The sequence below is a fragment of the Geodermatophilus sp. SYSU D01106 genome (genome assembly GCF_054049995.1).
This window is the reverse complement of sequence record NZ_JBJGYM010000007.1, coordinates 1-25,734: the sequence shown is the minus strand read 5'-3', so window position 1 is coordinate 25,734 and position 25,734 is coordinate 1. Positions and strand designations below refer to the sequence as shown.

At 75.2% G+C, this 25,734-nt stretch carries 20 protein-coding genes; 14 read left to right on the top strand and 6 right to left on the bottom strand.

All coding sequences use genetic code 11. From position 1 onward, the window contains the following. Positions 1-26 precede the first annotated feature (26 nt). The 5 genes from ACI78R_RS09495 (at position 27) to ACI78R_RS09475 (ending at position 3,049) form a co-directional block, all read left to right on the top strand. Complete coding sequence (locus tag ACI78R_RS09495; RefSeq protein ID WP_073419888.1) at positions 27-731, top strand: histidine phosphatase family protein; 705 nt, start codon at positions 27-29, stop codon at positions 729-731. Between the two features lie 40 nt (positions 732-771). Continuing rightward, entirely contained in the window at positions 772-1,323 is a 552-nt protein-coding gene (locus tag ACI78R_RS09490) for a DUF3090 family protein (protein ID WP_336026665.1), read from the top strand. A gap of 16 nt (positions 1,324-1,339) precedes the next feature. Continuing rightward, on the top strand, positions 1,340-2,086 hold the full coding sequence (locus ACI78R_RS09485; protein ID WP_073419886.1) for an SCO1664 family protein: 747 nt from the start codon (positions 1,340-1,342) through the stop codon (positions 2,084-2,086). Positions 2,087-2,226: 140 nt separating this feature from the next. Further along, positions 2,227-2,613 carry a VOC family protein gene (locus ACI78R_RS09480; protein ID WP_073419885.1) on the top strand — a complete coding sequence of 129 codons (387 nt, stop codon included), beginning with the start codon at positions 2,227-2,229 and terminating at the stop codon, positions 2,611-2,613. A gap of 28 nt (positions 2,614-2,641) precedes the next feature. Beyond that, positions 2,642-3,049: a VOC family protein gene (locus ACI78R_RS09475; protein ID WP_457040518.1), complete on the top strand. Its 408-nt coding sequence runs from the start codon at positions 2,642-2,644 to the stop codon at positions 3,047-3,049. Here the strand turns inward: ACI78R_RS09475 and ACI78R_RS09470 are convergent. Beyond that, a complete protein-coding gene (locus ACI78R_RS09470; RefSeq protein WP_457040517.1) occupies positions 3,046-3,762 on the bottom strand; it encodes a maleylpyruvate isomerase family mycothiol-dependent enzyme in 717 nt (238 codons plus the stop codon). The genes ACI78R_RS09475 and ACI78R_RS09470 overlap by 4 nt on opposite strands. A 121-nt stretch (positions 3,763-3,883) precedes the next feature. On the opposite strand from ACI78R_RS09470, the gene ACI78R_RS09465 reads away from it, so the two are divergent. The 4 genes from ACI78R_RS09465 to ACI78R_RS09450 all read left to right on the top strand — a co-directional run bounded on the left by ACI78R_RS09465 (position 3,884) and on the right by ACI78R_RS09450 (position 9,555). After that, positions 3,884-5,629, top strand: coding sequence for a glycerol-3-phosphate dehydrogenase/oxidase (locus tag ACI78R_RS09465; protein WP_073419882.1), 1,746 nt, complete (start codon positions 3,884-3,886; stop codon positions 5,627-5,629). Positions 5,630-5,655: 26 nt separating this feature from the next. Further along, entirely contained in the window at positions 5,656-7,170 is a 1,515-nt protein-coding gene (gene glpK / locus ACI78R_RS09460) for a glycerol kinase GlpK (RefSeq protein WP_457040516.1), read from the top strand. A 61-nt stretch (positions 7,171-7,231) separates the two neighbouring features. Continuing rightward, complete coding sequence (mshC, locus tag ACI78R_RS09455; protein ID WP_457040515.1) at positions 7,232-8,494, top strand: cysteine--1-D-myo-inosityl 2-amino-2-deoxy-alpha-D-glucopyranoside ligase; 1,263 nt, start codon at positions 7,232-7,234, stop codon at positions 8,492-8,494. Then, on the top strand, positions 8,494-9,555 hold the full coding sequence (locus tag ACI78R_RS09450; protein ID WP_457040514.1) for an HD domain-containing protein: 1,062 nt from the start codon (positions 8,494-8,496) through the stop codon (positions 9,553-9,555). Before mshC ends, ACI78R_RS09450 begins: the two co-directional genes overlap by 1 nt. 449 nt (positions 9,556-10,004) lie before the next feature. Here the strand turns inward: ACI78R_RS09450 and ACI78R_RS09445 are convergent, their stop codons facing one another. Next, a complete protein-coding gene (locus ACI78R_RS09445; protein WP_457040513.1) occupies positions 10,005-10,868 on the bottom strand; it encodes a PAC2 family protein in 864 nt (287 codons plus the stop codon). 151 nt (positions 10,869-11,019) lie between these two features. On the opposite strand from ACI78R_RS09445, the gene metH reads away from it, so the two are divergent. Beyond that, entirely contained in the window at positions 11,020-14,820 is a 3,801-nt protein-coding gene (gene metH / locus ACI78R_RS09440; RefSeq protein WP_457040512.1) for a methionine synthase, read from the top strand. Between the two features lie 54 nt (positions 14,821-14,874). On the opposite strand, the gene ACI78R_RS09435 is transcribed toward metH, so the two are convergent. The 3 genes from ACI78R_RS09435 to ACI78R_RS09425 all read right to left on the bottom strand — a co-directional run bounded on the left by ACI78R_RS09435 (position 14,875) and on the right by ACI78R_RS09425 (position 19,732). Next, positions 14,875-16,074 carry an acetate/propionate family kinase gene (locus tag ACI78R_RS09435; protein WP_457040511.1) on the bottom strand — a complete coding sequence of 400 codons (1,200 nt, stop codon included), beginning with the start codon at positions 16,072-16,074 and terminating at the stop codon, positions 14,875-14,877. After that, on the bottom strand, positions 16,071-18,161 hold the full coding sequence (gene pta, locus ACI78R_RS09430) for a phosphate acetyltransferase (RefSeq protein WP_457040510.1): 2,091 nt from the start codon (positions 18,159-18,161) through the stop codon (positions 16,071-16,073). The genes ACI78R_RS09435 and pta overlap by 4 nt, the downstream gene beginning before the upstream one ends. 98 nt (positions 18,162-18,259) lie before the next feature. Further along, positions 18,260-19,732 (bottom strand): AAA-type ATPase lid domain-containing protein, encoded by a 1,473-nt coding sequence (locus tag ACI78R_RS09425; protein WP_457040509.1) that lies wholly within the window; start codon positions 19,730-19,732, stop codon positions 18,260-18,262. Between the two features lie 166 nt (positions 19,733-19,898). Here ACI78R_RS09425 and ACI78R_RS09420 point away from each other — a divergent pair, with 166 nt between their 5' ends. From ACI78R_RS09420 to ACI78R_RS09410, 3 genes are read left to right on the top strand one after another with little or no spacing between them, the layout of a single operon-like run. Next, positions 19,899-20,945 (top strand): amidohydrolase family protein, encoded by a 1,047-nt coding sequence (locus tag ACI78R_RS09420; protein WP_073419875.1) that lies wholly within the window; start codon positions 19,899-19,901, stop codon positions 20,943-20,945. Beyond that, positions 20,945-21,709, top strand: coding sequence for a metal-sulfur cluster assembly factor (locus ACI78R_RS09415; RefSeq protein ID WP_457040508.1), 765 nt, complete (start codon positions 20,945-20,947; stop codon positions 21,707-21,709). The genes ACI78R_RS09420 and ACI78R_RS09415 overlap by 1 nt, the downstream gene beginning before the upstream one ends. Next, positions 21,710-22,735, top strand: coding sequence for an NAD(P)-dependent alcohol dehydrogenase (locus tag ACI78R_RS09410; protein ID WP_457040507.1), 1,026 nt, complete (start codon positions 21,710-21,712; stop codon positions 22,733-22,735). It abuts the gene before it with no gap. A gap of 36 nt (positions 22,736-22,771) precedes the next feature. Here the strand turns inward: ACI78R_RS09410 and ACI78R_RS09405 are convergent, their stop codons facing one another. Further along, the gene (locus tag ACI78R_RS09405) at positions 22,772-23,143 is read right to left on the bottom strand and encodes a nuclear transport factor 2 family protein (RefSeq protein WP_457040506.1); all 372 of its coding nucleotides are present in this window, start codon (positions 23,141-23,143) and stop codon (positions 22,772-22,774) included. Between the two features lie 87 nt (positions 23,144-23,230). On the opposite strand from ACI78R_RS09405, the gene ACI78R_RS09400 reads away from it, so the two are divergent. Next, on the top strand, positions 23,231-25,555 hold the full coding sequence (locus ACI78R_RS09400) for a transketolase-like TK C-terminal-containing protein (protein ID WP_457040505.1): 2,325 nt from the start codon (positions 23,231-23,233) through the stop codon (positions 25,553-25,555). The last annotated feature ends 179 nt before the right edge of the window (positions 25,556-25,734 follow it).

Here is a 25,734-nt window from a genome sequence, read left to right as displayed (position 1 = left end):
CGCGGGGCCCGCCTAGTCTCGGCGCCGTGACCACCGTCATCCTCCTCCGGCACGGCCGGACGACGGCCAACGCCGGCGGCGTCCTCGCCGGCTGGAGCCCCGGCGTCGAGCTGGACGAGACCGGGCGGTCGCAGGCGGCCGCCGTCGCCCAGCGGCTCGCGCCCGTGCCGCTCGCGGCGGTGGTCAGCAGCCCGCTCGAGCGCTGCCGGCAGACCGCCGGCGCGGTGCTCGACGGGCGCGACGCCGAGCTGCAGACCGACGACCGGCTCGGCGAGGCCCGCTACGGCGACTGGACCGGGCGGCCGCTCAAGGAGCTGGTCAAGGAGCCGCTGTGGAAGGTCGTGCAGCAGCACCCCTCCGCCGCGGTGTTCCCCGGCCCCGAGGGCGAGGGCCTGGCGCAGACCCAGGCCCGCGCGGTGGCCGCCGTCCGCGAGTGGAACGCCCGCCTCGGCCCCGACGCCGTGTGGCTGGCCTGCTCGCACGGCGACGTCATCAAGGCCGTCCTGGCCGACGCGCTCGGCCTGCACCTGGACGCCTTCCAGCGCATCGTCGTCGACCCGGCGTCGATCTCGGTGGTCACCTACACCGAGACCCGGCCCTTCGTGGTGCGGATGAACGACACCGGCGGCGACGTCGCCGCGCTCGTCCCGCCGAAGAAGCGGCCCCGGCGGCGGAAGGGGCGGGACTCCGACGCCGTCGTGGGCGGCGGCGCGGGCGCGGCGTCCTCCTGACGGCGGCGCCGCCGTCCGTACCGCCGCGTAACCTGGCAGCGTGCCGCGCCAGGTCTTCCGTTTCGAGCGTCCGACCCGGTTCGTCGCCGGCACGGTGGGCCAGCCGGGGGACCGCACGTTCTTCCTGCAGGCCTCCGACGACGACGGCCGGGTGGTGAGCGTCGCCCTGGAGAAGTCGCAGGTGCAGGTGCTCGCCGAGCGCATGGACGAGCTGCTCGACGAGATCGCCACGCGCCCGGGCACCGTGGTGCCGGCGACCGCCGACGTCGACGACCTCGAGCCGCTCACCGCGCCCGTCGACGAGGAGTTCCGCGTCGCGGCCATGGGCCTGGCGTGGGACGGCGAGGCGCAGGCCGTCGTCGTGGAGGCCGTGGCCGCCACCGACGAGCCGGTCGACGAGGAGGCGATCCTCTCCGACGCCGAGGAGGGCCCCGACGCGCTGCGCGTGACGATCACCCCCGGCGCCGCCCGCTCGTTCGTCGCCCGCGCCCGCCGCGTCGTCGCCGCCGGCCGGCCCTCGTGCCCGCTGTGCTCGCTGCCGCTGGACCCGACCGGGCACGTCTGCCCCCGGCAGAACGGCTACCGCCGCTGACCGCCGGCCCGCTGCGATGAGCGAGCAGCCCGCGGGGGAGCTGCGCGCGCCGGCCACCGACGCCGAGACGCGCGCGCTGCTGCTCGAGGGGGAGATCGACCTCGAGGGCCGGATGCTCGACGCCAGCAACGTGACGCTGGTCGGCACCATCCGCACGCCCGAGCTCGAGGCCGAGTGCGTCTACAAGCCGGTCGCCGGCGAGCGCCCGCTGTGGGACTTCCCCGACGGCACGCTGGCCGGGCGGGAGGTGTCCGCGGCGCTGGTCTCGGAGGCCACCGGCTGGGACGTCGTGCCGCCCACCGTGCTGCGCGAGGGCCCGTTCGGCCCCGGCATGGTGCAGCTGTGGATCGACGGCGACCCCGACGTCGACCTGGTCGCGTTCGTCCGCTCGAACGACCCGGGGCTGCGGCGCATGGCGGTGTTCGACGCGGTGGTGAACAACGCCGACCGCAAGGGCGGGCACATCATCCCGACGACGTCGGGGCACGTGTACGGCGTCGACCACGGGATCTGCTTCTCGCCGGACCCGAAGCTGCGCACGCTGCTGTGGCGCTGGGCCGGCAAGCCGCTGCCCCTGGAGGCGCTGGCGGTGCTGGAGCGGCTCGCCGACGACCTGCGCGGCGACCTCGGCGAGGCCCTGCACGAGCACCTGACCCGGCGCGAGGTCCGGTGCACGCAGCAGCGGGTGGCCGAGCTGCTGCGCACGCAGCTGCACCCCGAGCCGTCGGGGGAGTGGCCGGCCCTGCCCTGGCCGCCGTTCTGAGCTGAGCCGGCGCACACCGCGGACCGCTGGACCCGGGTGGCCCGCAACCGGCGCCGGAGCGGGCCGCCGGGGTACGAGCGCGTGCGCCGGCGCCGCAGGACGGCCCCCGGAACGCGGCGCCGGCGCACACACTCGGTGCCATGCCGCACCGCAGCCGCCTCGCCGTCCTGCTGCTCGACCTGCCGCCGGAGGTGCACGCCGCCGGCACCGACTTCTGGTCGGCGGCCACCGGCAACCCCGTCGAGCCGGACATGACCGACCCCGCCTGGCACCGCCTCGGGATGCTCGGCGGCGGCCTGTCGTTCGAGGTACAGCGCACGGGAGAGGGGACGCCGCCGCGCTGGCACGTCGACGTCGAGACCGACGACATCCCCGCCGAGGTCGCCCGGCTCGAGGCCCTGGGCGCCACGCGGACGGCCGACATGGGCTCGTTCTGGCAGATGACCGACCCGGCCGGGCTGGTCTTCTGCGTCGTCGGGGTGCAGACCGGCGAGGCCTTCGAGCGGCACGCCCGCACCTGGGAGTAGCGCCGCCCGTCCGGGGCAGGACCCGTCCGTGCCCCACCGCAGCCGCGTCGCGATCCTCCTGCTCGACCTCCCGCCGCACCTGCACCGGCCGGGCGCGGACTTCTGGGCCGGCGTCACCGGCCGCGAGGCGACACCGTCGCCCGCCGACGACGCCTGGATCCCGCTGGGCGCCGTCGCCGGGGACCTCCGGCTGGAGGTGCAGCGCACGGGGGAGGGGACGCCGCCGCGCTGGCACCTGGACGTCGAGAGCGACGACGTCGAGGCCGAGGTGACCCGCCTCGAGGCGCTCGGTGCCCGGCGGCTGCGCCACGTCGAGGCCGCCGACCCGCAGGGCCGGGGCCTGTGGCAGATGACCGACCCGGCCGGGCTGGTCTTCTGCGTGGTCGCCGTGCAGGACGACGAGGCGTTCGAGCGCTCCGCCCGGACCTGGCCCTAGGACAGGTCGACCGCCGCCAGCATCGCCGCCGCCTGGAGCCCGTCGCCGTCGACGGTGAGCACCTCCAGCGGCACCCGCTGCCAGCAGGCGAGCAGCAGGTCGCCGGCCGTGCCGCGCAGCGTGGCCACCGGGTGCGGGCGGCTGCTGGCGAACAGCGTCCGCTCGACCCCGGCGTCGATGGCGTGCAATACCACCGGGTGCGCGCCGTCGGGCGGGCCGGACGGCAGCGCCCCGGGCACCATGACCTCCAGCCACTCGTCGAGGCCGTCGAGGCCGACGTCGGCGGGGATCGGGCGGACGTCGCCGAGGACCTGCTCGACGTCGACGGTGTGCACCACCGCCTCGTGGCACTGCCGGCGGGCGACGAAGGCGACGTCGCGCTGCGGCGCCCACGTCCACACCGAATCGCCCGGGTCGGCGGCGGCCAGCACGGTCTCCAGCTCCGCCGACTGCCCGGCCGACCAGCCCAGCAGCTCGTCGTCGGGACGGCGGGCGGGCTCGACGTAGCCCTCCGGCGACGTCGCGCGGGTGCGGACCACCCACGACCAGAAGTGCTGGACCTCGCCGAGGTGCCAGACCAGGTCGGCCAGCGTCCAGCCGGGGCAGCCGGGCACCGGGGCGCGCCAGCCGGCGGCCAGGACGGCCTCGGCGGCGGCGTCGGCGAAGCGGGCGTCGGTGCGGCGCAGCGCCGCGAGGTGCGCGGACGGGTCCACGGGCGGCCTCCTCCCGGTCGGGCGCGACGCTAGCGGAACGCGCGGGTCGCGGACCGTCGTCCCGGCAGGGGAAGCTTGCGGTGTCGCCCGGCCGGTCCCGTCCCCGCAGGAGTGCTCCCCGGTGTCCACCGCCCTCTCGCCCGAGGTCCGCACGGCCGCCCTGGCCCGCATGTCCGCCGACGTGCTCGACGTCCTGGTCATCGGCGGCGGGGTCACCGGCGCGGGCGCCGCCCTCGACGCGGCCAGCCGCGGCCTGTCGGTGGGCCTGGTCGAGCAGCGCGACTGGGCTTCGGGCACCTCCAGCCGGGCCAGCAAGCTGGTCCACGGCGGGCTGCGCTACCTGGAGATGCTCGACTTCGCCCTGGTCCGCGAGGCGCTGCACGAGCGCGGCCTGCTCGTCGGCCGGCTCGCCCCGCACCTGGTGCACCCGGTGCCGTTCCTCTACCCGCTGCGCCACCGGGTGTGGGAGCGCGCCTACACCGGCGCGGGCATCGCCCTCTACGACACCCTCGGCGGGCTGCTCGGCCGCGTCGGCGGGCACGGCGTCCCGCTGCACCGGCACGTGTCGAAGAAGGAGCTGCGCCGCATCGCGCCGTCGCTGAAGGACGACGTCGCCGTCGGCGCCATCCGCTACTGGGACGCCAAGGTCGACGACGCCCGGCTCGTGCAGGTGCTCGTGCGCACCGCCGTCGGCCACGGGGCGCTGGCCGCCAGCCGCACCCAGGTCGTCGGCTACCTGGAGGAGGACGGCCGGGTCGCGGGCGTGCGCGCGGTCGACCTGGAGACCGGCCGGGAGCTGGAGATCCGCGCCCGCCACGTCGTCGGCGCCACCGGCGTGTGGACCGACCAGACCCAGGAGCTCTTCGCCGCCCAGGGCCTCACCGTGCGGGCCTCCAAGGGCGTGCACATCGCCGTGCCGCGCGAGGTGATCGCCGGCGAGGACGGGTTCATCCTGCGCACCGAGAAGAGCGTGCTGTTCATCATCCCGTGGCCCACCCACTGGGTGATCGGCACGACCGACACCCCCTGGGACCTCGCGAAGGACCACCCGGTGGCCTCCGCCGCCGACGTCGACTACCTGCTGGAGCACGCCAACGCGGTGCTCGAGCGGCCGCTCACCCGCGACGACGTCCTCGGCGTCTACACCGGCCTGCGCCCGTTGCTGCAGCCCGTGGGGGAGGACGGCGAGGCGACGACGCGGGTGTCGCGCGAGCACACCGTCGCCACCGTGCGCCCGGGCCTGACCGTGATCGCCGGCGGCAAGTACACGACCTACCGCGTCATGGCCCGTGACGTCGTCGACATGGCGCTGGCCGACCGGGCGCCCGGCGAGGACCCCGACGCGCCGGTCCCGGCCTCGCTCACCGAGGAGCTGCCGCTGGCCGGCGCCGACGGCTACCGGGTGCGCTGGAACCGCAAGGCCCACCTCGCCCGCGCGCACGGCTGGACCGAGACCCGCGTGGAGCACCTGCTCGACCGCTACGGCAGCCTCGTCGACGAGCTGCTCGCCCTCGTCGACGCCGACCCCGAGCTCGGCCGACCGCTGGAGGGCGCGCCGGACTACGTCCGCGCCGAGGTCGTCTACGCCGTCACCGCCGAGGGCGCGCTGCACCTGGAGGACGTGCTCACCCGCCGCACCCGGCTGTCCTACGAGCAGTCCGACCGGGGGACGGCGTCGGCCCGCCCCGCCGCCGAGCTCATGGCCGGTCTCCTCGGCTGGGACGACGGGCAGACCGAGCGCGAGGTCGCCACCTACCTCGCCCGCGTGGAGGCCGAGCGGGCCGCGGAGGCCATGCCCGACGACACCTCCGCCGAGCGCGCCCGCCTGCAGGCCCCCGAGATCCGGCCGTTCGCGCCGGTCGCCTGAGCCGTCCCCCGACTGGAAGGTCCCCGTTGACCCGGTACGTCGCCGCCATCGACCAGGGCACCACCAGCACCCGCTGCATCCTCTTCGACCCCGCCGGCGCGGTGGTCGCGAGCGCCCAGGAGGAGCACCGCCAGCTGTTCCCGCGCGCCGGCTGGGTGGAGCACGACCCGGTGGAGATCTGGACCAACACCCGCGAGGTCGTCGGGCTGGCGCTGGCCCGGGCGAACGCCGTCGCCGGCGACCTGGCCGCCGTCGGGCTGACCAACCAGCGCGAGACCGCCGTCGTCTGGGACCGGCACACCGGCGAGCCGGTGTACAACGCGATCGTCTGGCAGGACACCCGCACCGACGCGATCTGCCAGCAACTCGGTGAGCTCGGCGGCGGCGCCGACCGCTACAAGGACCGCACCGGCCTGCCGCTGGCCACCTACTTCGCGGGCCCCAAGGTCACCTGGGTGCTCGACAACGTCGACGGCGCCCGCGAGCGGGCCGAGCGCGGCGACCTGCTCATGGGCACGATCGACAGCTGGCTGCTGTGGAACCTCACCGGCGGCCCCGACGGCGGCCTGCACCTCACCGACGTCACCAACGCCTCGCGCACGCTGCTCATGGACCTGCACACCCTGCAGTGGGACGAGTCGATCGCCGCCGACCTGCGCATCCCGACGTCGATGCTGCCGGAGATCCGCTCCAACTCCGAGGTGTACGGCGAGGGCCGGAAGGCCGGCGCGCTGGCCGGGGTGCCGGTGGCCGGCTCGCTCGGCGACCAGCAGGCGGCCACCTTCGGGCAGGTCTGCTTCACCCCGGGGACGGCGAAGAACACCTACGGCACCGGCAACTTCCTGCTGCTCAACACCGGGGAGACGGCGGTCCGCTCGGAGAACGGCCTGCTCACGACCGTCTGCTACCGGCTGGGCGAGGAGCGGCCGGTGTACGCGCTGGAGGGGTCGATCGCGGTCACCGGCTCGCTGGTGCAGTGGCTGCGCGACAACCTGCGGGTCATCGGCGGCGCCGGCGAGATCGAGGCGGTCGCCCGCTCGGTGGACGACAACGGCGGCGCCTACTTCGTGCCCGCCTTCTCCGGCCTGTTCGCCCCGCACTGGCGCTCCGACGCCCGCGGCGCGCTCGTCGGGCTCACCCGCTACGTCGACCGCGGCCACCTCGCGCGCGCGGTGCTGGAGTCCACCGCCTACCAGACCCGCGAGGTGGTGGAGGCCATGGACGCCGACAGCGGGGTGCCGCTGCGGGAGCTGCGGGTCGACGGCGGGATGGTGGTCAACGAGCTGCTCATGCAGTTCCAGGCCGACGTGCTCGGCGTCGACGTCGTCCGGCCGCGGATCGCCGAGACCACCGCGCTGGGCGCCGCCTACGCCGCGGGCCTCGCCGTCGGCTTCTGGTCCGGCCTCGACGAGCTCACCGCCCAGTGGGCCGAGGACCGCCGGTGGACGCCGTCGATGCCGGTCGAGCAGCGCGAGCGCTACTACCGCAAGTGGCAGAAGGCGGTCGCGCGCACGCTGGACTGGGTGGACGAGGACGACTGACGGCGTCCACAGGCACGTCGTCGGCGGGGGTGAGGGCGGGCACGCAACTAGGCTCGGCGTCGTGCTCGCCTGGCCCGCCCCGCTCCTCCCGACCATCCCGGGCCCCGGCCCCGTCCTGCGGCTGTTCGACACCGCCCGCGGGGAGGTCGTGGCCACCGAGCCCGGCCCGGTCGCGCGGATCTACGTCTGCGGCATCACGCCCTACGACGCCACCCACCTCGGGCACGCGGCCACCTACCTGGCCTTCGACCTGGTGAACCGGCTCTGGCGCGACGCCGGGCACGCCGTCCACTACGTGCAGAACGTCACCGACATCGACGACCCGCTGCTCGAGCGCGCAGACCGCGACGGCGAGGACTGGATCGTGCTCGGCATGCGGGAGACCGCGCTGTTCCGCGAGGACATGACGGCGCTGCGGGTGCTCCCGCCCGACGACTACGTCGGCGCGGTGGCCGCCATCCCGCTGATCGTCGCCCACGTGGAGACGCTGCTCGACGAGGGCCTGGCCTACGTCCTCGACGACGGCACCGGCGACGTCTACCACGACGTCGCGCAGGCGCCCGGCTTCGGCGAGGAGTCCGGCTACGACGAGACGACGATGCTCGCGCTGTCGGCCGAGCGCGGCGGCGACCCCGACCGCCCGGGCAAGCGCAACCGGCTCGACCCGCTGCTGTGGCGCGGCGCCCGCGAGGGCGAGCCGTCCTGGGCAGGGCCGCGCGGCACCGCCGGCCGCCCCGGCTGGCACATCGAGTGCGCCGCGATCGCGCTGGACACCATCGGCATGGGCTTCGACGTCCAGGGCGGCGGCAGCGACCTGGTCTTCCCGCACCACGAGTACTCCGCCGTGCACGCCGAGGCGCTCACCGCGACCAAGCCGTTCGCCCGGGCCTACGTGCACGCGGCGATGATCGGCCTGGACGGCGAGAAGATGAGCAAGAGCCGCGGCAACCTGGTCTTCGTCTCCAAGCTGCGCGGCGAGGGCGTCGACCCGATGGCGATCCGGCTGGCGCTGCTGTCGGGCCACTACCGCACCGACCGCGCCTGGACGCCGGACCTGCTCGCCGACGCCGAGCAGCGGCTGGCCACCTGGCGCCGCGCGGTGGCCCGCGCCGCCGGTGCCCCGGCCGCGCCGCTGCTCTCGGCGCTGCGCGAGCGGCTCGCCGACGACCTCGACAGCCCCGGCGCCATCGCCGCCGTCGACGCCTGGGCGGCCGCCACGCTGGCCGGGGAGGGGGAGACCGACGAGGGCGCCCCCGCGGTGGTGGCCGACGCCGTCGACGCGCTCCTCGGCATCGAGGTCGACCCCGCGCTGCAGGACGGCTGATGGCCGGCGGCGGCTCCCCGGGTGGCCCCGCCGCCGGGGGGTTCATGCTCACCGACCGCGCCGCGCGCGAGGCGGAGGAGTCCGGGCTCGCGCCGGCGGCCACCCGCTCGGCGGCCACCCGCGGCCGCGCCGTTGCCGAGCCCGAGGACGCGCTGCGCACCGCCTTCGAGCGCGACCGCGACCGGATCCTGCACGCCAAGGCCTTCCGCCGGCTCAAGCACAAGACGCAGGTCTTCCTGAACCCCGACGGCGACCACTTCGTCACCCGGCTCACCCACACGCTGCAGGTCACCCAGGTGGCCCGCGCGATCGCCCGCGCGCTCGGGCTCAACGAGACGCTGGCCGAGGCGATCGCGCTCGGCCACGACGTCGGCCACTCGCCGTTCGGGCACATCGGCGAGGACGCCTTCGACCCCTACGTCCCCGGCGGCTGGCACCACGCGGCGCAGGGCGTGCGGATCGTGGAGGTGCTCGAGCACCTCAACCTGACGTGGGAGGTGCGCGACGGGATCCGCGCGCACAGCTGGAAGATCGCCCCGCCGCCGGCCACGCGCGAGGGGGAGTGCGTGCGCTACGCCGACCGGATCGCCTACCTCTCGCACGACGCGCTCGACGCCGTCCGGGCCGGGGTGCTGCAGCCCGGCGACCTGCCCGCCGTCGCGCGGGCCGCGTTCGGCGAGCCCGGCAGCGCGATGGTGGGGGCGATGGTCGACGCCGTCGTCGAGGGGGCCCTGGCCGACGGCGGTTCGGTGGTGATGGCCCCGGAGGCCCTGGGCGCGATGCACGAGCTGCGGGCGTTCATGTTCCAGCGGGTGTACCTGTCGGAGACCGCGGCCGGGCAGAAGCAGCTCGCCGTCGACGTCATCCGCCGGCTCGTCGACCACCACCTCGCGCACCCCGAGCTCATCCCGGCCACCTATCGCGACACCCAGGCCGACCTGGTCACCCAGGTGGTCGACCACGTCTCCGGGATGACCGACCGGTTCGCGCTGCGCCTGCACGACCGGCTCTTCGACGACGACGCCGCCGCCCGGATGGCCCCGCTCCTCCGCCAGCAGTAGCCGTCGTCGAGTGGTCGCCCCGGTGCGCCGTGCCGGAGGGAGCGTTCGACCTCGAGGTGTGGGCCGACGTGCAGGCCGCGTCGACAGCGGCCAGCGGTGAGCGGGCGGTTCTCAGCCCGACCGCGCCCTGCTCGGCCCCGGCGACGAGGTCAGGCTCACGGCACGTCACCTCGGCGTACGCCGGCGGCTGAACAGCTGGATCACCGAGTACGACCGCTCGGTCCGCCCCGCTCCTGGGGTGGTCCACGGTTCACCGGGGCGCTGTAGGACCCCGGGGGATCGGAAAGCACCCCAGGAGTGGGGGATTGCCGGGGTTGCTCGTCCGTTGCCGGTCCTGCAGCACCGGCAACGGACGAGGAACGCCGTCATTGGCGCCGGTTCGGCCGTTATCCCCAACTAGCGAATCGACTGGTGGTCCGCCCCCCGCGGCGGGGAGGCGGACCGGGCCGTCAGTTGGGGGAGGAGCCCCGCCGGCGCAGGTAGCGCTCGAACTCGCGGGCGATCTGGTCGCCGTTGGCCTGCGAGAGGTCGCTCTCGGTGGCGCGCTCCTCCAGCGAGCGCACGTATTCGACGACCTCGGCGTCCTCCTGGGCCATCTCGTCGACCGTCTTGACCCACTCGTCCGCCTGCTGGGGGAGTGCGCCGAGCGGCACCGTCAGCTCGAGCACCTCCTCCACCCGCTGCAGCAGCGCGACGGTGGCGCGCGGCGACGGCGGCTGGGAGACGTAGTGGGGGACGGCGGCCCAGAAGCTGATCGCCGGCAGCCCGGCCTGCACGCACGCGTCCTGGAAGATCCCGAGGATGCCGGTGGGCCCCTCGTAACGGGAGGTCTCCAGGCCCCAGCGCTCGGCGGACTCGGCGTCGTAGGCCGAGCCGGTCACCGGGGTGGGCCGGGTGTGCGGCGTGTCGGCGAGCAGGGCGCCGAGCGCGACGACGGTCTCCACCTCGAGCTCCTGGCACAGCTCGATCAGCTCGGCGCAGAACCCGCGCCAGCGCATGTTCGGCTCGATGCCGCGGATCAGCACGACGTCGCGGTCGCTGCCGGGCGGGCGGGCCACCGAGACACGGGTGGTGGGCCACTCGACGCGCCGGCTCACGCCCCCGACCAGGGAGACCGACGGCCGGTTGACCTGGAAGTCGTAGTAGTCCTCGGGGTCCAGCGCCGCGAGCGGGGTGGCGTCCCAGATCAGCTCGAGGTGCTCGAGCGCGCCCGTGGCGGCGTCCCCGGCGTCGTTCCAGCCCTCGAAGGCGACCACCGCCACCGGCCGGTTCAGCTGGGGCAGGTCGTCGGGAGCGGACTGCGGGTCGGTCACTCTCCGAGCCTACGTCGGTCGCGCTCCCCGTCCCGGTGGATCGGGGATGGGAGGATGACGTCGGCCCGCCGGGACGTCCCGGGAACACCGGCGCGCCGGCGGCTGCTGCTGCAGCACAGGCCCCGCCCGCCCCGCGACCCCGAGGACGCCCGTGACCGAGATCCCGCAGCTCCGCCCCGACGCCACCGCGGAGCTCACCGCCCTGCTCGAGCAGCGGATCCTCGTGCTCGACGGCGCGATGGGGACGGCCATCCAGCGCGACCGGCCCAGCGAGGCCGGCTACCGCGGCGAGCGGTTCGCCGACTGGCCGAGCGACCTGCAGGGCAACAACGACCTGCTGGTGCTCACCCGGCCCGAGATCATCGCCGGCATCCACCGCGAGTACCTCGACGCCGGCGCCGACGTCATCGAGACCAACACCTTCAACGCCAACGCCGTGTCCCTCGCCGACTACGGCATGGCCGAGCTGTCCCGGGAGATCAACGAGGCCGCCGCCCGGCTGGCCCGCCGCGAGGCCGACGCCGCCACCGCGCGCACCCCGGACAGGCCGCGCTACGTCGCCGGCGCGATCGGCCCCACCACCCGGACGGCGTCGATCTCGCCCGACGTGAACGACCCGGGCGCCCGCAACGTCAGCTTCGACGAGCTAGTCGAGGCCTACCTCGAGCAGGCGAACGGGCTGGTGGACGGCGGCGCGGACGCGCTGATGGTCGAGACGGTCTTCGACACGCTCAACGCCAAGGCGGCCATCTTCGCCCTGGAGACGCTGTTCGAGCAGCGCGGCCGCCGCTGGCCGGTGATCGTCTCCGGCACCATCACCGACGCGTCGGGGCGGACGCTGTCCGGCCAGGTCACCGAGGCCTTCTGGAACTCGATCCGGCACGTCCGGCCGCTGCTCGTGGGCCTCAACTGCGCCCTCGGGGCGAAGGAGATGCGGCCCTACGTCGCCGAGATGGCGCGGGTGGCCGACACGTTCGTGTCCTGCTACCCGAACGCCGGCCTGCCCAACGCCTTCGGCGAGTACGACGAGTCGCCCGAGGAGACCGCGGCGGTGCTCGAGGAGTTCGCCGACAGCGGGTTCGTCAACCTCGTCGGCGGCTGCTGCGGCACCACCCCGGCGCACATCGCCGCGATCGCCGCCGCCGTGGAGGGCAAGCGCCCGCGCACGCCGGTCGAGGCGCGGCCCGCGCTGCGGCTGTCGGGTCTCGAGCCGCTCGTCGTCACCGAGGACTCGCTGTTCGTCAACGTCGGCGAGCGCACCAACATCACCGGCTCCGCGCGCTTCCGCAACCTCATCAAGGCCGGCGACTACCCGGCGGCCCTGGCCGTGGCGCGCCAGCAGGTCGAGGCCGGCGCGCAGGTCATCGACGTCAACATGGACGAGGGGATGATCGACGGCGTCGCGGCGATGGACCGCTTCACCAAGCTGATCGCCTCCGAGCCCGACATCTCCCGCGTGCCCGTCATGGTCGACTCCTCCAAGTGGGAGGTCATGGAGGCCGGCCTCAAGAACATCCAGGGCAAGGCGATCGTCAACTCCATCTCGCTGAAGAACGGCGAGGAGGAGTTCGTCCACCACGCGCGGCTGTGCCGCAAGTACGGCGCCGCGGTCGTCGTCATGGCCTTCGACGAGGACGGGCAGGGCGACAACCTGGAGCGCCGCACGCAGATCTGCAAGCGCGCCTACGACGTCCTCGTGGACCAGGTCGGGTTCCCGGCCGAGGACGTCATCTTCGACCCGAACATCTTCGCCGTCGCCACGGGCATCGAGGAGCACGCGAACTACGGGCTGGACTTCATCGAGTCGACCCGATGGATCAAGCAGAACCTGCCCGGCGCGCTGGTCTCCGGCGGCGTCTCGAACGTGTCGTTCTCCTTCCGGGGCAACAACCCCGTGCGGGAGGCCATCCACTCGGTCTTCCTCTACCACGCGATCGCCGCGGGGCTGGACATGGCGATCGTCAACGCCGGCCAGCTCGAGGTGTACAGCGAGGTCCCCGAGCTGCTGCGCGAGCGCATCGAGGACGTGGTGCTCAACCGCCGTCCCGACAGCACCGAGCGCCTGCTCGAGATCGCCGGGGACTACGCCGGCGACGGCGCGGTGAAGGAGGTCGCCACCGAGGAGTGGCGGTCCCTGCCGGCGGGGGAGCGGATCACCCACGCGCTGGTCAAGGGCATCGACGCGTTCGTCGAGGACGACACCGAGGAGCTGCGCGTCGAGATCGCCGCGCGCGGCGGCCGGCCCATCGAGGTCATCGAGGGCCCGCTCATGGACGGCATGAACGTCGTCGGCGACCTGTTCGGCGCCGGCAAGATGTTCCTGCCGCAGGTGGTCAAGTCCGCCCGCGTGATGAAGAAGGCCGTCGCCCACCTCATCCCGCACATCGAGGCCGAGAAGCAGCCCGGGGACGCCGAGCGGACCAACGGCAAGGTCGTCATGGCGACGGCGAAGGGCGACGTCCACGACATCGGCAAGAACATCGTCGGCGTCGTGCTGCAGTGCAACAACTACGACGTCGTCGACCTCGGCGTGATGGTGCCGCCGCAGAAGATCCTCGACGCCGCCAAGGCCGAGGGCGCCGACGTCATCGGCCTGTCCGGGCTGATCACGCCGTCCCTGGACGAGATGGTCACGCTGGCCTCGGAGATGGAGCGGCAGGGCTTCGAGGTCCCGCTGCTCATCGGCGGCGCGACGACGTCCCGGGCGCACACCGCCGTCAAGATCGCGCAGCGGTACCACGGGCCGGTCATCTGGGTGAAGGACGCCTCGCGGTCGGTGCCCGTCGTCGCGGCGCTGCTGTCCGACGAGCAGCGGCCGGCGCTGCTGGCCCAGACCGACGCGGAGTACGCGGCGCTGCGCGAGCGGCACGCCGCCCGCCAGGACACCCGGGCGCTGCTGCCGATCGAGGCCGCGCGCGCCGCGGCCACGCCGATCGACTGGAGCGCCTACACCCCGCCGCGCCCCCGCATGCTGCAGCAGCAGGCGTTGGACGCCTGCGCCGGGCCGGCGTGCGACCACGTCCGGCACGTGGCCACCCAGTTCGTCCGCACCCTGCCCGACTATCCGCTGGAGGAGCTGCGCGGCTACATCGACTGGCAGCCGTTCTTCAACGCCTGGGAGATGCGCGGCCGGTTCCCCGATATCCTGCACAACCCGACCACCGGGGAGGCCGCGCGCCGGCTCTACGAGGACGCGCAGGAGATGCTCGACCGGATCGTCGCGGAGCGGTGGCTGACCGCCAACGGGGTCTTCGGCCTGTTCCCGGCCAACCAGGTCGGCGGTGACGACCTGGAGGTCTACACCGACGAGTCGCGCCGCGAGGTCCTGACGACGCTGCACCAGCTGCGCCAGCAGACCGAGGGGCGGGACGGGTCTCCCCGCAAGTCGCTGGCCGACTTCGTCGCGCCCCGCTCGACCGGCCTGCGCGACTACGTCGGGGCCTTCGCGGTGACCGCCGGCATCGGCTCGGCGGAGCGGGTCACGGCGTTCAAGGAGGCGAACGACGACTACAGCGCGATCATGCTGGAGGCGCTCGCCGACCGGCTCGCCGAGGCCTTCGCCGAGCGGCTGCACGAGCGGGTGCGCACGGAGTACTGGGGCTACGCCCCCGACGAGCACCTCGACGCCGACGCCCTCATCGCGGAGAAGTACCACGGCATCCGCCCGGCGCCGGGCTACCCCGCCTGCCCGGAGCACACCGAGAAGCTCACCATCTGGTCGCTGCTCGACGTCGAGTCCACCGCCGGCATCCAGCTCACCGAGAGCATGGCCATGTGGCCGGGCGCGGCGGTGAGCGGGCTGTACTTCTCCCACCCCGCGTCGCGGTACTTCAACCTGGGCCGGGTCGGCCGCGACCAGGTCGAGGACTACGCCCGCCGCAAGGGCTGGACGCTCGCGGAGGCCGAGCGCTGGCTCGCGCCGAACCTGGGCTACCGCACCGACGACGACTGAGTGACCCGGGTCCGCCGTCCCCCGGGGACGGCGGACCCGCGGGCACTTGTCGCGCTATTGGCCCTCGAGGAGGGCGACGGCCTGGCGGGCCATCTCCAGCTCCTCGTCGGTGGGGACCACCAGGACGGCGACCGGGCCGTCCCCGGCCGAGATCCGCCGGGCGCCCGGGACCCGCTCGGCGTTGGCCTCCTCGTCGAGCCGGATGCCCAGCGGCTCCAACCCGGCCAGCGACCGCGACCGCACCACCGGGTCGTTCTCGCCGATGCCCCCGGTGAACGCGATCGCGTCGGTGCGGCCCAGCACCGCCAGGTAGGCGCCCACGTACTTGCGCACCCGGTGGCAGAACACGTCGAGCGCCAGGGCGGCGAAGGCGTCGCCCTCGGCGATGCGGCGGTGCACCTCGCGCAGGTCGTTGGTGCCGGCCAGCGCCAGCATGCCGCTGGAGGAGTTGAGCGCCCGGTCGACGTCGTCGGGCCCGAGCCCGGCCACCCGGTGCAGGTGCGCCACGACGGCGGGGTCGACGTCGCCGGAGCGGGTGCCCATCACCAGTCCCTCCAGCGGCGTCATGCCCATCGAGGTGTCCACGCTGCGGCCGCCGGCGACGGCGGTGGCGCTCGCCCCGTTGCCCAGGTGCAGCACGACGGTGTTCACCGCCTCCGGCGGGCGTCCGAGCAAATCCGCGACGGCGCGGGAGACGTAGGCGTGCGAGGTGCCGTGGAACCCGTAGCGCCGCACGCCGTGGTCCCGCGCCCACTGCGGCGGGACGGCGTAGGTGTACGCCTCCGGCGGCAGCGTCGCATGGAAGGCGGTGTCGAAGACCGCCACGTGCGGCAGCCCCGGGAAGGCGCGGCGCGCCACCTCGATGCCGGTGGCGTTGACCGGGTTGTGCAGCGGCGCCAGCGTGGCGAGCTCGCGGACCGCCCGCAGCACGTCGTCGTCCACCCGCACCGGCGCGGAGAACCGGTCGCCGCCGTGCACCACCCGGTGCGCCACGGCCACGAGCCCGGCGTCGGCCAGCCGGGGACCCGAGCGGTCGAACGCCTCCAGCGCCGCGCCCAGCGCCACCCCGTGGTCGGGCAGCGGCCGCTCCACCACGTCGGGCTCCCGGCCGGGCAGGGAGTGGGTGAGCCGCCCGGAGGGCTGCCCCACCCGCTCGGCCAGCCCCCAGGCCAGCGCCTCCCCGGCGGCGACGTCGACCAGCCGGTACTTCAGCGACGACGAGCCCGCGTTGACGACCAGCACCCGCCCGCTCACGCGTCCCCCTGCGCCGTGCCGTCGAGCGCCGGGTCCTGCGCCTGGATCGCCGTGATCGCCACCGTGTTCACGATGTCCTGCACCGTGGCGCCGCGGGACAGGTCGTTGACCGGCTTGCGCAGGCCCTGCAGCACCGGGCCGACCGCCACAGCGCCCGCGCTGCGCTGCACCGCCTTGTAGGTGTTGTTGCCGGTGTTCAGGTCGGGGAAGACGAACACCGTCGCCCGGCCGGCCACCGCGCTCCCGGGCAGCTTGGTGCGCGCCACCCCGGCGTCGACGGCGGCGTCGTACTGGATCGGCCCCTCCACCGACAGGTCCGGCGCCCGCCCGCGCACCAGCTCGGTGGCGGCGCGCACCCGGTCGACGTCGGCGCCGCTGCCGGACTCCCCGGTGGAGTAGGACAGCATCGCCACCCGCGGCTCGACACCGAAGCGGGCCGCCGTGCCCGCCGAGGTCACCGCGATCTCGGCCAGCTGCTCGGCGTCCGGGTGCACGTTGACCGCGCAGTCGCCGTAGACCAGCACCCGGTCGGCCAGGCACATGAAGAACACGCTGGACACGATCGACACGCCCTCGGTGGTGCGGATCAGCTCCAGCGCCGGGCGGATCGTCTGCGCGGTCGTGTGCGTCGCCCCGGACACCATGCCGTCGGCCATGCCGAGCGCCACCATCAGCGTGCCCGCGTAGGACACGTCGACGACGACGTCGCGGGCGGCGTCCATGGTCACGCCGCGGTGCGCGCGCCGGCGGGCGTACTCGACGGCGAGCTCCTCGCGCAGCGCCGGGTCACAGGGGTCGAGCACCCGCGCCGCGGACACGTCGGCCCCGGCGCGGACGGCGGCGGCCCGCACCTCGGCGGGGTCGCCGAGCAGGGTCAGGTCGACGACCCCGCGCCGCAGCAGCCGGTCGGCGGCCTGCAGCACCCGCTCGTCGGTGCCCTCGGGCAGCACGACGTGCCGGCGGTCGGCGCGCGCCCGGTCCAGCAGCCCGTGCTCGAACATCAGCGGCGTGGTCACCCGGGCGCGGTGCACCTCGGCCCGGTCGAGCAGCGCCGCGCCGTCGACGTGCTCCTCGAACAGCGCCAGCGCGACGTCGACCTTGCGCGGCGCCTCGGCGTTCAGCCACCCGGGCACGGTGTCGGCCACCGTCGTCGTCGCGTGGGTGTCGAGGTCGGTGAGCACCACGGGCACGACCGTGGGCAGGCGCCGCACCAGCTCCAGCACGCTCCCCGCGGGCTCCAGGCCGCCGGTGAGCACCAGGCCCGCGGGCTGCGGCAGGGCGTCGGACAGGTGCGCGGCGAGGACGCCGAGCAGCACGTCGGCCCGGTCGCCCGGGGTGATCACCACGACGTCGTCGACGAGCCGGTCGAGCAGGTTCGGCACGGTCATCGCGGCCACCAGCACGCCGGAGGTCTCCCGGCGCAGGGCCGCGGCGTCGCCCACGAGCACCCGGGCGTCGCAGGCGCGGGCGATCTCGGCCATCGTCGGCGCGGTCAGCGCGGGCACGTCGGGCAGCGCCCAGGCGGCGGGCTCCCGCCCGGCCAGGGACTCCCGGACGGCGGCGTGCTCGCCAGGGGCGACCCGGTTGACGACCACCGCCACGACGTCGCAGCCGGCCCGGCGCAGCGCGTCGGTGCCCACGTCGACGGCGCGGTCCACCTCGGCGGCGTCGCGGCCGTGCCCGGAGACCGTGCACACCACCGGCAGGCCGAGGTTCACCGCGATCCGCGCGTTGAGGGAGAGCTCGCGGGCCGCGCCCGCCTCGCCGAAGTCGGTGCCGACGACCAGCACCCGGTCGCACCGGGCCGCCAGCGCGCGGTACCGGGCGACCACCTCCGACAGCGCCCGGTCCTCGTCGGCGAGCACCTCGGCGTAGGTGACGCCCAGCGAGGCCTCGTACGGCGGGGACCCCGGCGCGCGGGGGAGCAGCAGGTCGACCACCCGGTCGGGCTCGTCGCGGCTGCGCACCACCGGCCGGAAGACCCCGAGCCGGCCCACGCGCCGCGCCAGCAGGTCGAACAGGCCGAGGGCGACCGCCGACTTCCCCGTCGCCGGCTCGCTGCCCGTGATGTAGAGCCCGTCCGACACCGCCCCACCTCCTGCGCCCGACCCTAGGGCGGCCGGGACGCCACGGCCCCCGGAGCGGGACGGCGGACGGGCCGAGCGGTCCGGCTCGGCGGGCGGCCTCAGCGGTCGGGGACGGTGATCCGGTACTGGGCGATCTTGCGGTAGAGGGTGGCCCGGCCGATGCCGAGCTCCTCGGCCACGCGGGTCATCGTCGTCCCGGGCTCGGTCAGGCACCGCACGATCTCGTCGCGCTCGAGCCGCTCCAGGCGGGTCAGCGCCCGGCCGCCGCCGTCGAGCACCTCCGGCGCCAGGTGGGACACGTCGACGACGTCGGCCCGGGTCACCGCCTCGCGCACCACGCGGCGCAGCTGCGCGACGTTGCCCGGCCACGCGTAGCCGGTCAGCGCCCGCGCGGCGCGGGGGGTGAAGGCCACCTCGCGGTGCCGCTCCCGGCGCGCGGTCCACGAGGCCAGCGGCAGCACGTCGTCGGCCCGGTCGCGCAGCGCGGGCGCCTCGACGACGGCGTCGACCAGCCGGGCCACCGGGTCCGGCAGCGCGCCGTAGTCCGGCGCGGTGAGCACGAACGGCTGCGGCCGCCCGGCGCGCCGCACCGCCGCGAGCACGTGCGCGAGCTCCCCGGCCGCCCACGCCGGCAGCCGGTGCAGCCCGGAGACGATCACGCAGGTGTGGGCGTCACGCAGCTCCGGCGTCCACAGCTCCAGCCACGGCGCGACGTCGCCGGCCTCCGGCGCGCGGGCGTGCAGCAGCCGCTGCCGTCCGGCCAGGCGCCGCCGGGCGAGCGCCGCCAGGGTCGCCTTGCCGGCGCCGGGCTCGCCGACGACGACCGTCCCGGCCCCGGAGGAGACCGCGACCGCGGCCCGGTCGACGGCGGTGCGCCAGGCGGGGGTGACGCACGGGTCGCCGTCGTCGGGGGCCAGCGACCCGCCGACCACGCGGAACACCTCCCCGCGCGGCGCCGGGCGCACGAGGCGGCCGCCGCTGCGCACCGCCATGAGCGCGCTGGTGGCGCTGGCCGCGGTCTGCGCCAGGCCCAGCAGCAGCTCGGAGGAGGAGTCCGACCAGGTGGTGAGGTTGATGCTGCCCGCGAGCTCCCCGGTGCCGGGCTCGAGCACGGGCGCCGCGGCGCAGGTGTAGCCGCGCAGGTCGGTCACCCAGTGGTCGGCGGCGCGCACCAGCGTCGGCGCCCGGTCGGCCAGCGACAGCCCCAGGCCGTTGGTGCCGGCGTGCCGCTCGCTGTAGGAGAAGCCCGGCGCCAGGTGCACCCGGTCCAGCGCCCGGGAGATCGAGGCGTCGTCGCCGAGGCGGGCCAGCACGAACCCGGCGGGGTCGGCGACCATCAGGCTCACCGGCTCGTTGGCGATCGTCGTCTGCAGGTCGCTGAGCACCCGGTGGGCGCACTCGTAGAGCAGGGAGCCGGTGTCCGGGGAGCCGGTGAACACCGGCACCACCTCGTCCGGCGGCACCCCGTAGCCCTGGCTGCGCCGCCAGGACGCGCGCACCCGGGGCGCCGTCCCGCGGCGCCGCGCGAGGGCGGGGTCGGGCAGCGGCGCGGGTCCGGCCGGCTCGTCCACGGTCGCCTCCCGCTGTGGCCTGTGTCACGGCAATGTACGCGGCGGGGCGGGTGCCGAGGTGTCTCAGAGTGAGACGGCCGGAGGGGGTGCACGGCGGCGCGGCCGCCCTAGCGTCGGCGGCGAGCACGTGACCCAGCTCACGACCGGAGCCGACGGAGGCCGACGGATGTACACCAAGGACGGCGAGCAGTACTACGTGGTGGACGCGCACATCGCGCTGTGGGACGCGCGGCCGGAGAACCAGCGCAACGTCCACGGCAAGCAGTTCATCGACTGCTTCTACGACTACCACCGCAACCTGTCCCCGGAGTCCGAGGTCTGGGGCTACGAGGAGTACCTCTACCAGGGCGGCGAGCGGCTGATGCGCGACGTGTTCGCCGACGGCATCGTCGACCACGCGGTCTTCCAGCCGGCCCGGCTCGCGGAGTTCTACCACCGCGGCTTCGGGCAGACCGAGGAGGCCTTCGCCCTCGCCCAGGCCCATCCGGACAAGCTGACCTACAACCACTACTGGGACCCGCGCGACGGCGAGAACGGCCTCGACGCGCTGCGCGCCGCCGCCGAGCGCATGCACCTCACCGGCGTGAAGCTCTACACCGCCGACTGGCACGGCGAGTCCCGCGGCTGGAAGCTCACCGACCCGATGGCCCAGCGCTACCTGGAGCTGTCGCAGGAACTCGGCATCAGGAACATCCACATCCACAAGGGCCCGACGATCCGCCCGCTGGACCGCGACGCCTTCGACGTGGCCGACGTCGACCACGTGGCCACCGACTTCCCGGACCTGACCTTCGTCGTCGAGCACTGCGGCCTGCCCCGCCTCGAGGACTTCTGCTGGATCGCCACCCAGGAGCCCAACGTCGTCGCCGGCCTCGCGGTCGCCATCCCGTTCATCCACACCCGCCCGCGGTACTTCGCGCAGATCATGGGCGAGCTCCTCTACTGGCTGGGCGAGGACCGGATCCTGTTCTCCAGCGACTACGCGCTCTGGACGCCGAGGTGGCTGGTCGAGAAGTTCGTGGACTTCCAGATCCCCGAGGACATGAGCCCGGAGTACGCGCCCATCACCGTCGCGCAGAAGAAGAAGGTGCTCGGCCTCAACGCCGCCCGCCTCTACGACCTCCCCGTGCCCGAGCACCTGCGGCTGCCGGAGGCCGACGAGACCGAGACCGGCCCGCGCGAGCCGGCCGCGGCCGACCTGGCGAGCGTCTGATGACGGCGGTCCTGCCCCGCCCCGCGACCCGGGTCGACGAGGCGGCGGTGCGCGCGGCGCTGGGCACCGTCGTCGACCCCGAGCTCGACGAGCCGATCACCGACCTGGGGTTCGTCCGCTCGGTGGCCGTCGACGACTCCCCGGACGGCGGCGCCGTCGAGGTGCACCTGCGGCTGCCCACCTCGTTCTGCGCGCCGAACTTCGCCTGGCTCATGGTGTCCGACGCACACGACGCCGTCTCCGCCGTCCCGGGGGTCGGACGGGTGGTGGTGGAGCTCGACGACCATTCCGACTCCGACCTGATCAACCGCGGGCTGGCCGCCGGGCTCGGCTACCGCGGCACCTTCGGGCACGAGGCCGAGGAGTCGCTGGACGAGCTGCGGGCGACCTTCGTCCGCAAGGCGCACACCGCGGCCATGGAGCGGGCGCTCACCGCGCTGCTGCGCGCCGACCCGTCGGCCGACGTCCGGGCGGTCACCCTCGCCGACCTCCCGGCCGACGCCGCCGAGGGCCTGCGCCGCCGGCGGGCGGCCCTCGGGCTGCCGGCCGGCGACGCCGACCCGGTGCTGCTCCGCGAGGACGGCACCCGGCCCGATGCCGCCGACGCGCCGATGGTGCTGCGGCGGGCCCGCTCGGTGCGCATCTCGGTCGACGGCAACGCGCACTTCTGCCGCGGCCTGCTCACCACCCGTTACCCGGGGTCGGAGGCCGACCAGACCCCCCGCCCCGACGACCGTCCGCTCATCCCCCTGGAGGTGCGCTAGATGAAGGCCGTGCGCGTGCACGAGTACCACGCCGACCCCTCGCTCGACGACATCCCGGAACCGCAGCTGCGGGAGCCCCTCGACGTGATCGTCAAGATCGGCGGCGCCGGGGTGTGCCGCACCGACCTGCACATCCTCGAGGGCCAGTGGGCCGATCTCCAGAACCCGGACCTGCCCTACGTCATCGGCCACGAGAACGCCGGCTGGGTGCACGCGGTGGGGGAGGGCGTCACCAACGTCGCCGTCGGCGACACCGTGATCCTGCACCCGCAGCCCAGCTGCGGGCTCTGCTCCGCCTGCCGCGCCGGGCGGGACATGCAGTGCGAGAACGCGTTCTTCCCGGGGCTCTCGAACGACGACGGGGGGATGGCGGAGTACCTGCGCACCACCGCCCGCGCCTGCGTGAAGCTCGACCCGTCGACGAACCCGGCCGACGTCGCCGCGCTCGCCGACGCGGGGATCACCGCCTACCACGCCGTCCGCAAGGCGCTGCCGCTGCTGCACCCCGGGACGACCGCGGTCGTGCAGGGCGCCGGCGGGCTCGGGCACATCGGCGTCCAGTGCCTGGCGGCGCTGTCGGGCACCCGCGTCGTCGTGGTGGACCGCAACCCCGACGCGCTCGAGCTCGCCCGGCAGATCGGCGCCGACGAGACCGTGGTGGCCGACGGCGACCAGGTGCGGGCGGTGCAGGAGCTCACCGGCGGCGGCGCCGACGTCGTCTTCGACTTCGTCGCCGAGCAGGGCGCGGAGATGGACGGCTGGCGGATGACCGGCCCGGCGGGCTCGCTCTACGTCATCGGCTACGGCGGCGAGCTGCGGATCCCGACGCTGGAGTTCGTCGCCGGCGAGAAGAACGTCGTCGGCAACATCGTCGGCACCTACACCGACCTCGCCGAGCTGATGGTGCTCGCCCAGGCCGGGAAGGTCACCCTGCACACCCAGCAGTACCCGCTCGACCGCGCCGTGGACGCCATCCGCGACCTCGACGCCGGCAAGGTGCGTGGGCGCGCGATCCTCGTGCCGTGACCGGCCGGGTGCCCCCGGCCCCGGCGCCGGGGGCACCTACCGCTCGGTGCCCGTCCGTTCGACGTCCATCCGGGTCACCAGGCCGTCGCCGTCGAACCGGTACACGTGCCGCACCGTCTCCCGGGACAGCACCGTCCCGCCCGGGTCGCGGACGGTGAGGGCCACGGTCACCGCGACCGAGCCGTCCGGCCGGGCGTCGAACCCGGTCGGGCGCACCAGTGGCCGGATCTGCGCCCACTGGCGTTCCCAGTAGCCGCGGACGCCGTCGTGGCCGTGCACGCGGCCGCCCTCCCAGCCGTTGGGCCAGTCGACGGCGGGGGACATGGCGGCGAGCACCGCGTCGATCTCGCGGGCGTTGAACGCCGCGTACAGCGAGCGCAGCAGGGTCGTGCGGTCCGGGGCGGTCACGGGGGAGCACGCTGGCACACCGGGCCGCGCGGTGGGGGACCCCCGGTCCCGCGTCATGCTGGCCCTCCACCCACCGACGGGAGACCCATGACGCTCGCCGCCCCGCGCCCGCCCGCCACCGGCGCCGACGACGCCGCCCTGCGCGAGATCGAGCAGCGCGTGCTGTGGCTCGCCACGGCGGTCGTCGACCACGCCAACCGGGTGCGCCCGAACCCGACCGGGCTCAAGGTCGGCGGCCACCAGGCCTCCAGCGCCTCGATGGTCACGATCATGACCGCGCTGTGGCTGGAGCAGCTGACCGCCGAGGACCGGGTGTCGGTGAAGCCGCACGCCTCCCCGGTGCTGCACGCGCTGGAGTTCCTGCTCGGGCAGCTCGACGCCTCCTGGCTGACGACGCTGCGCGCGTTCGGCGGGCTGCAGTCCTACCCGTCGCGCCTGAAGGACCCCGTCCCGGCCGACTACTCCACCGGCTCGGTCGGCATCGGGGCCACCGCGCCGATCTGGGGCGCGCTGGCCCGCCGCTACGTCAACACCCAGTTCGGCGCCGGGGGCACCGGGCGGCAGTGGTCGCTGGTCGGTGACGCCGAGCTCGACGAGGGCGCGGTCTGGGAGGCCGTGCTCGACCCGATGGTGGCCGAGCTCGGCGAGGTGAACTGGATCGTCGACCTCAACCGGCAGTCGCTGGACCGCGTCGTCCCCACCATGGGCGCCACCCGGCTGCAGGGCATGTTCACCGCGGCCGGCTGGCAGGTGCTCACCGTCAAGTACGGCGCGCTGCTCGAGGAGCTCTACACCCGCCCCGGCGGCCCGGAGCTGCGCGACCGCATCGACGGCATGAGCAACGCCGAGTACCAGCGGCTGCTGCGCCGCACCGCCGAGGAGGTCCGCCGCGAGCTGCCGGGGGAGGGGCCGGGGGCGGCCGCGATCGCCGGGCTCGTCGACGGGGTGGCCGACGCCGACCTGCTCGCCGCGGTGCGTAACCTCGGCGGCCACGACCTCAGCGCGCTGCGGACGGCGTTCGCGCAGATCGACGACACCCGCCCCACCGTCGTCATCGCCTACACGCTCAAGGGCTACGGCCTGGCCACCGAGGGCCACCCGCAGAACCACTCCGCGCTGCTCACCGAGGCCCAGCTGCAGGAGCTCGCCGCGCGCGTCGGCGTCGACCCGGCGCAGCCCTGGGCCGGGTTCCCGGCCGGCAGCCGGCCCGCGGAGCTGCTGGCCGCCGCGGCCGCCCGGCTCGCCCGCCCGGCGGCCGGCAGCGCGCCCGCGCCCGACGTCCCCGCCGACCTCGGCCGCACCCCCTCGGGCACGGCCACCACGCAGGCGGCGCTCGGCCGCACCCTGCTCGACCTCAACCGCGCCGCGCCCGAGGTGGGCCGCCGGGTGGTCACCGTCAGCCCCGACGTGTCGAGCTCGACCAACCTCGGCGGCTGGGTGAACAAGGTCGGCGTCTGGTCGCACGAGGACCGCCGCGACTGGTTCGCCGACGACGCCGAGACGATCCTGCACTGGCGCGAGCGGCCCTCGGGCCAGCACGTCGAGCTCGGCATCGCCGAGACCAACCTGGTGGGCGCGATCGGCGAGCTCGGCGCCACCTGGTCGCGCTGGGGCCAGCCGCTGCTGCCCATCGGCGTCCTCTACGACCCGTTCGTGGAGCGGGCGCTGGAGCCGTGGTCGTTCACCATCTACGCCGGCGGGCAGTCGCTGCTGGTGGGGACGCCGTCGGGTGTGACGCTGGCCCCGGAGGGCGGGGCGCACCAGTCGATCACCACGCCGTCGATCGGCCTGGAACAGCCCGGCTGCCTGACCTACGAACCGGCCTTCGCTCTCGACACCGAGTGGTGCGTGCTCGCCGCGCTCGGGCAGATGGGCCGCCCGGGCGGGCAGTCGGCCTACCTGCGGCTGTCCACCCGGCCGGTGGACCAGGCGCTGGCCGCGGTGCCGGTCGACGGCGCGGCCCGCGAGCGGCGCCGCCGTCAGGTGGTGGCGGGGGCCTACCCGCTGCGGCGGGTGCCCCGCCCGGCGGTGACGCTGGCCGCGATGGGGGCGCTCGTCCCCGAGGCGCTGGCCGCCGCCGAGCGGCTCGACGGGCTCGGCTTCCCGGCCGACGTCGTCGTGGTGACCAGCCCCGGGCTGCTGTTCCGCGCCGCCCAGGCGCGCCGCGGCCTCGACGACGCCTCGCCGTGGGTGCTCGACAGCGTCTTCCCGGCCGACCGGGCCACCCCGCTGGTCACCGTCCTCGACGGCCACCCGCACACGCTGGCGTTCCTCGCCGGCCTGCGCGGGGTGCCGGCCGCGCACCTGGGCGTGACGCGCTTCGGCCAGAGCGGCGACCTCGACAGCGTGTACCGGTACCACGGCCTCGACGTCGACTCGGTGGTCGGCGCGGCCCTCGACCTCGTCGACTGACGGAGGACCCCCGGTCCCGCCCGCAGTCGCGCCGTCGTGCCCCGCCGTCCTCGCGGCGGGGGGGGGGGGGGGGGGGGGGGGGGGGGGGGGGGGGGGGGGGGGGGGGGGGGGGGGGGGGGGGGGGGGGGGGGGGGGGGGGGGGGGGGGGGGGGGGGGGGGGGGGGGGGGGGGGGGGGGGG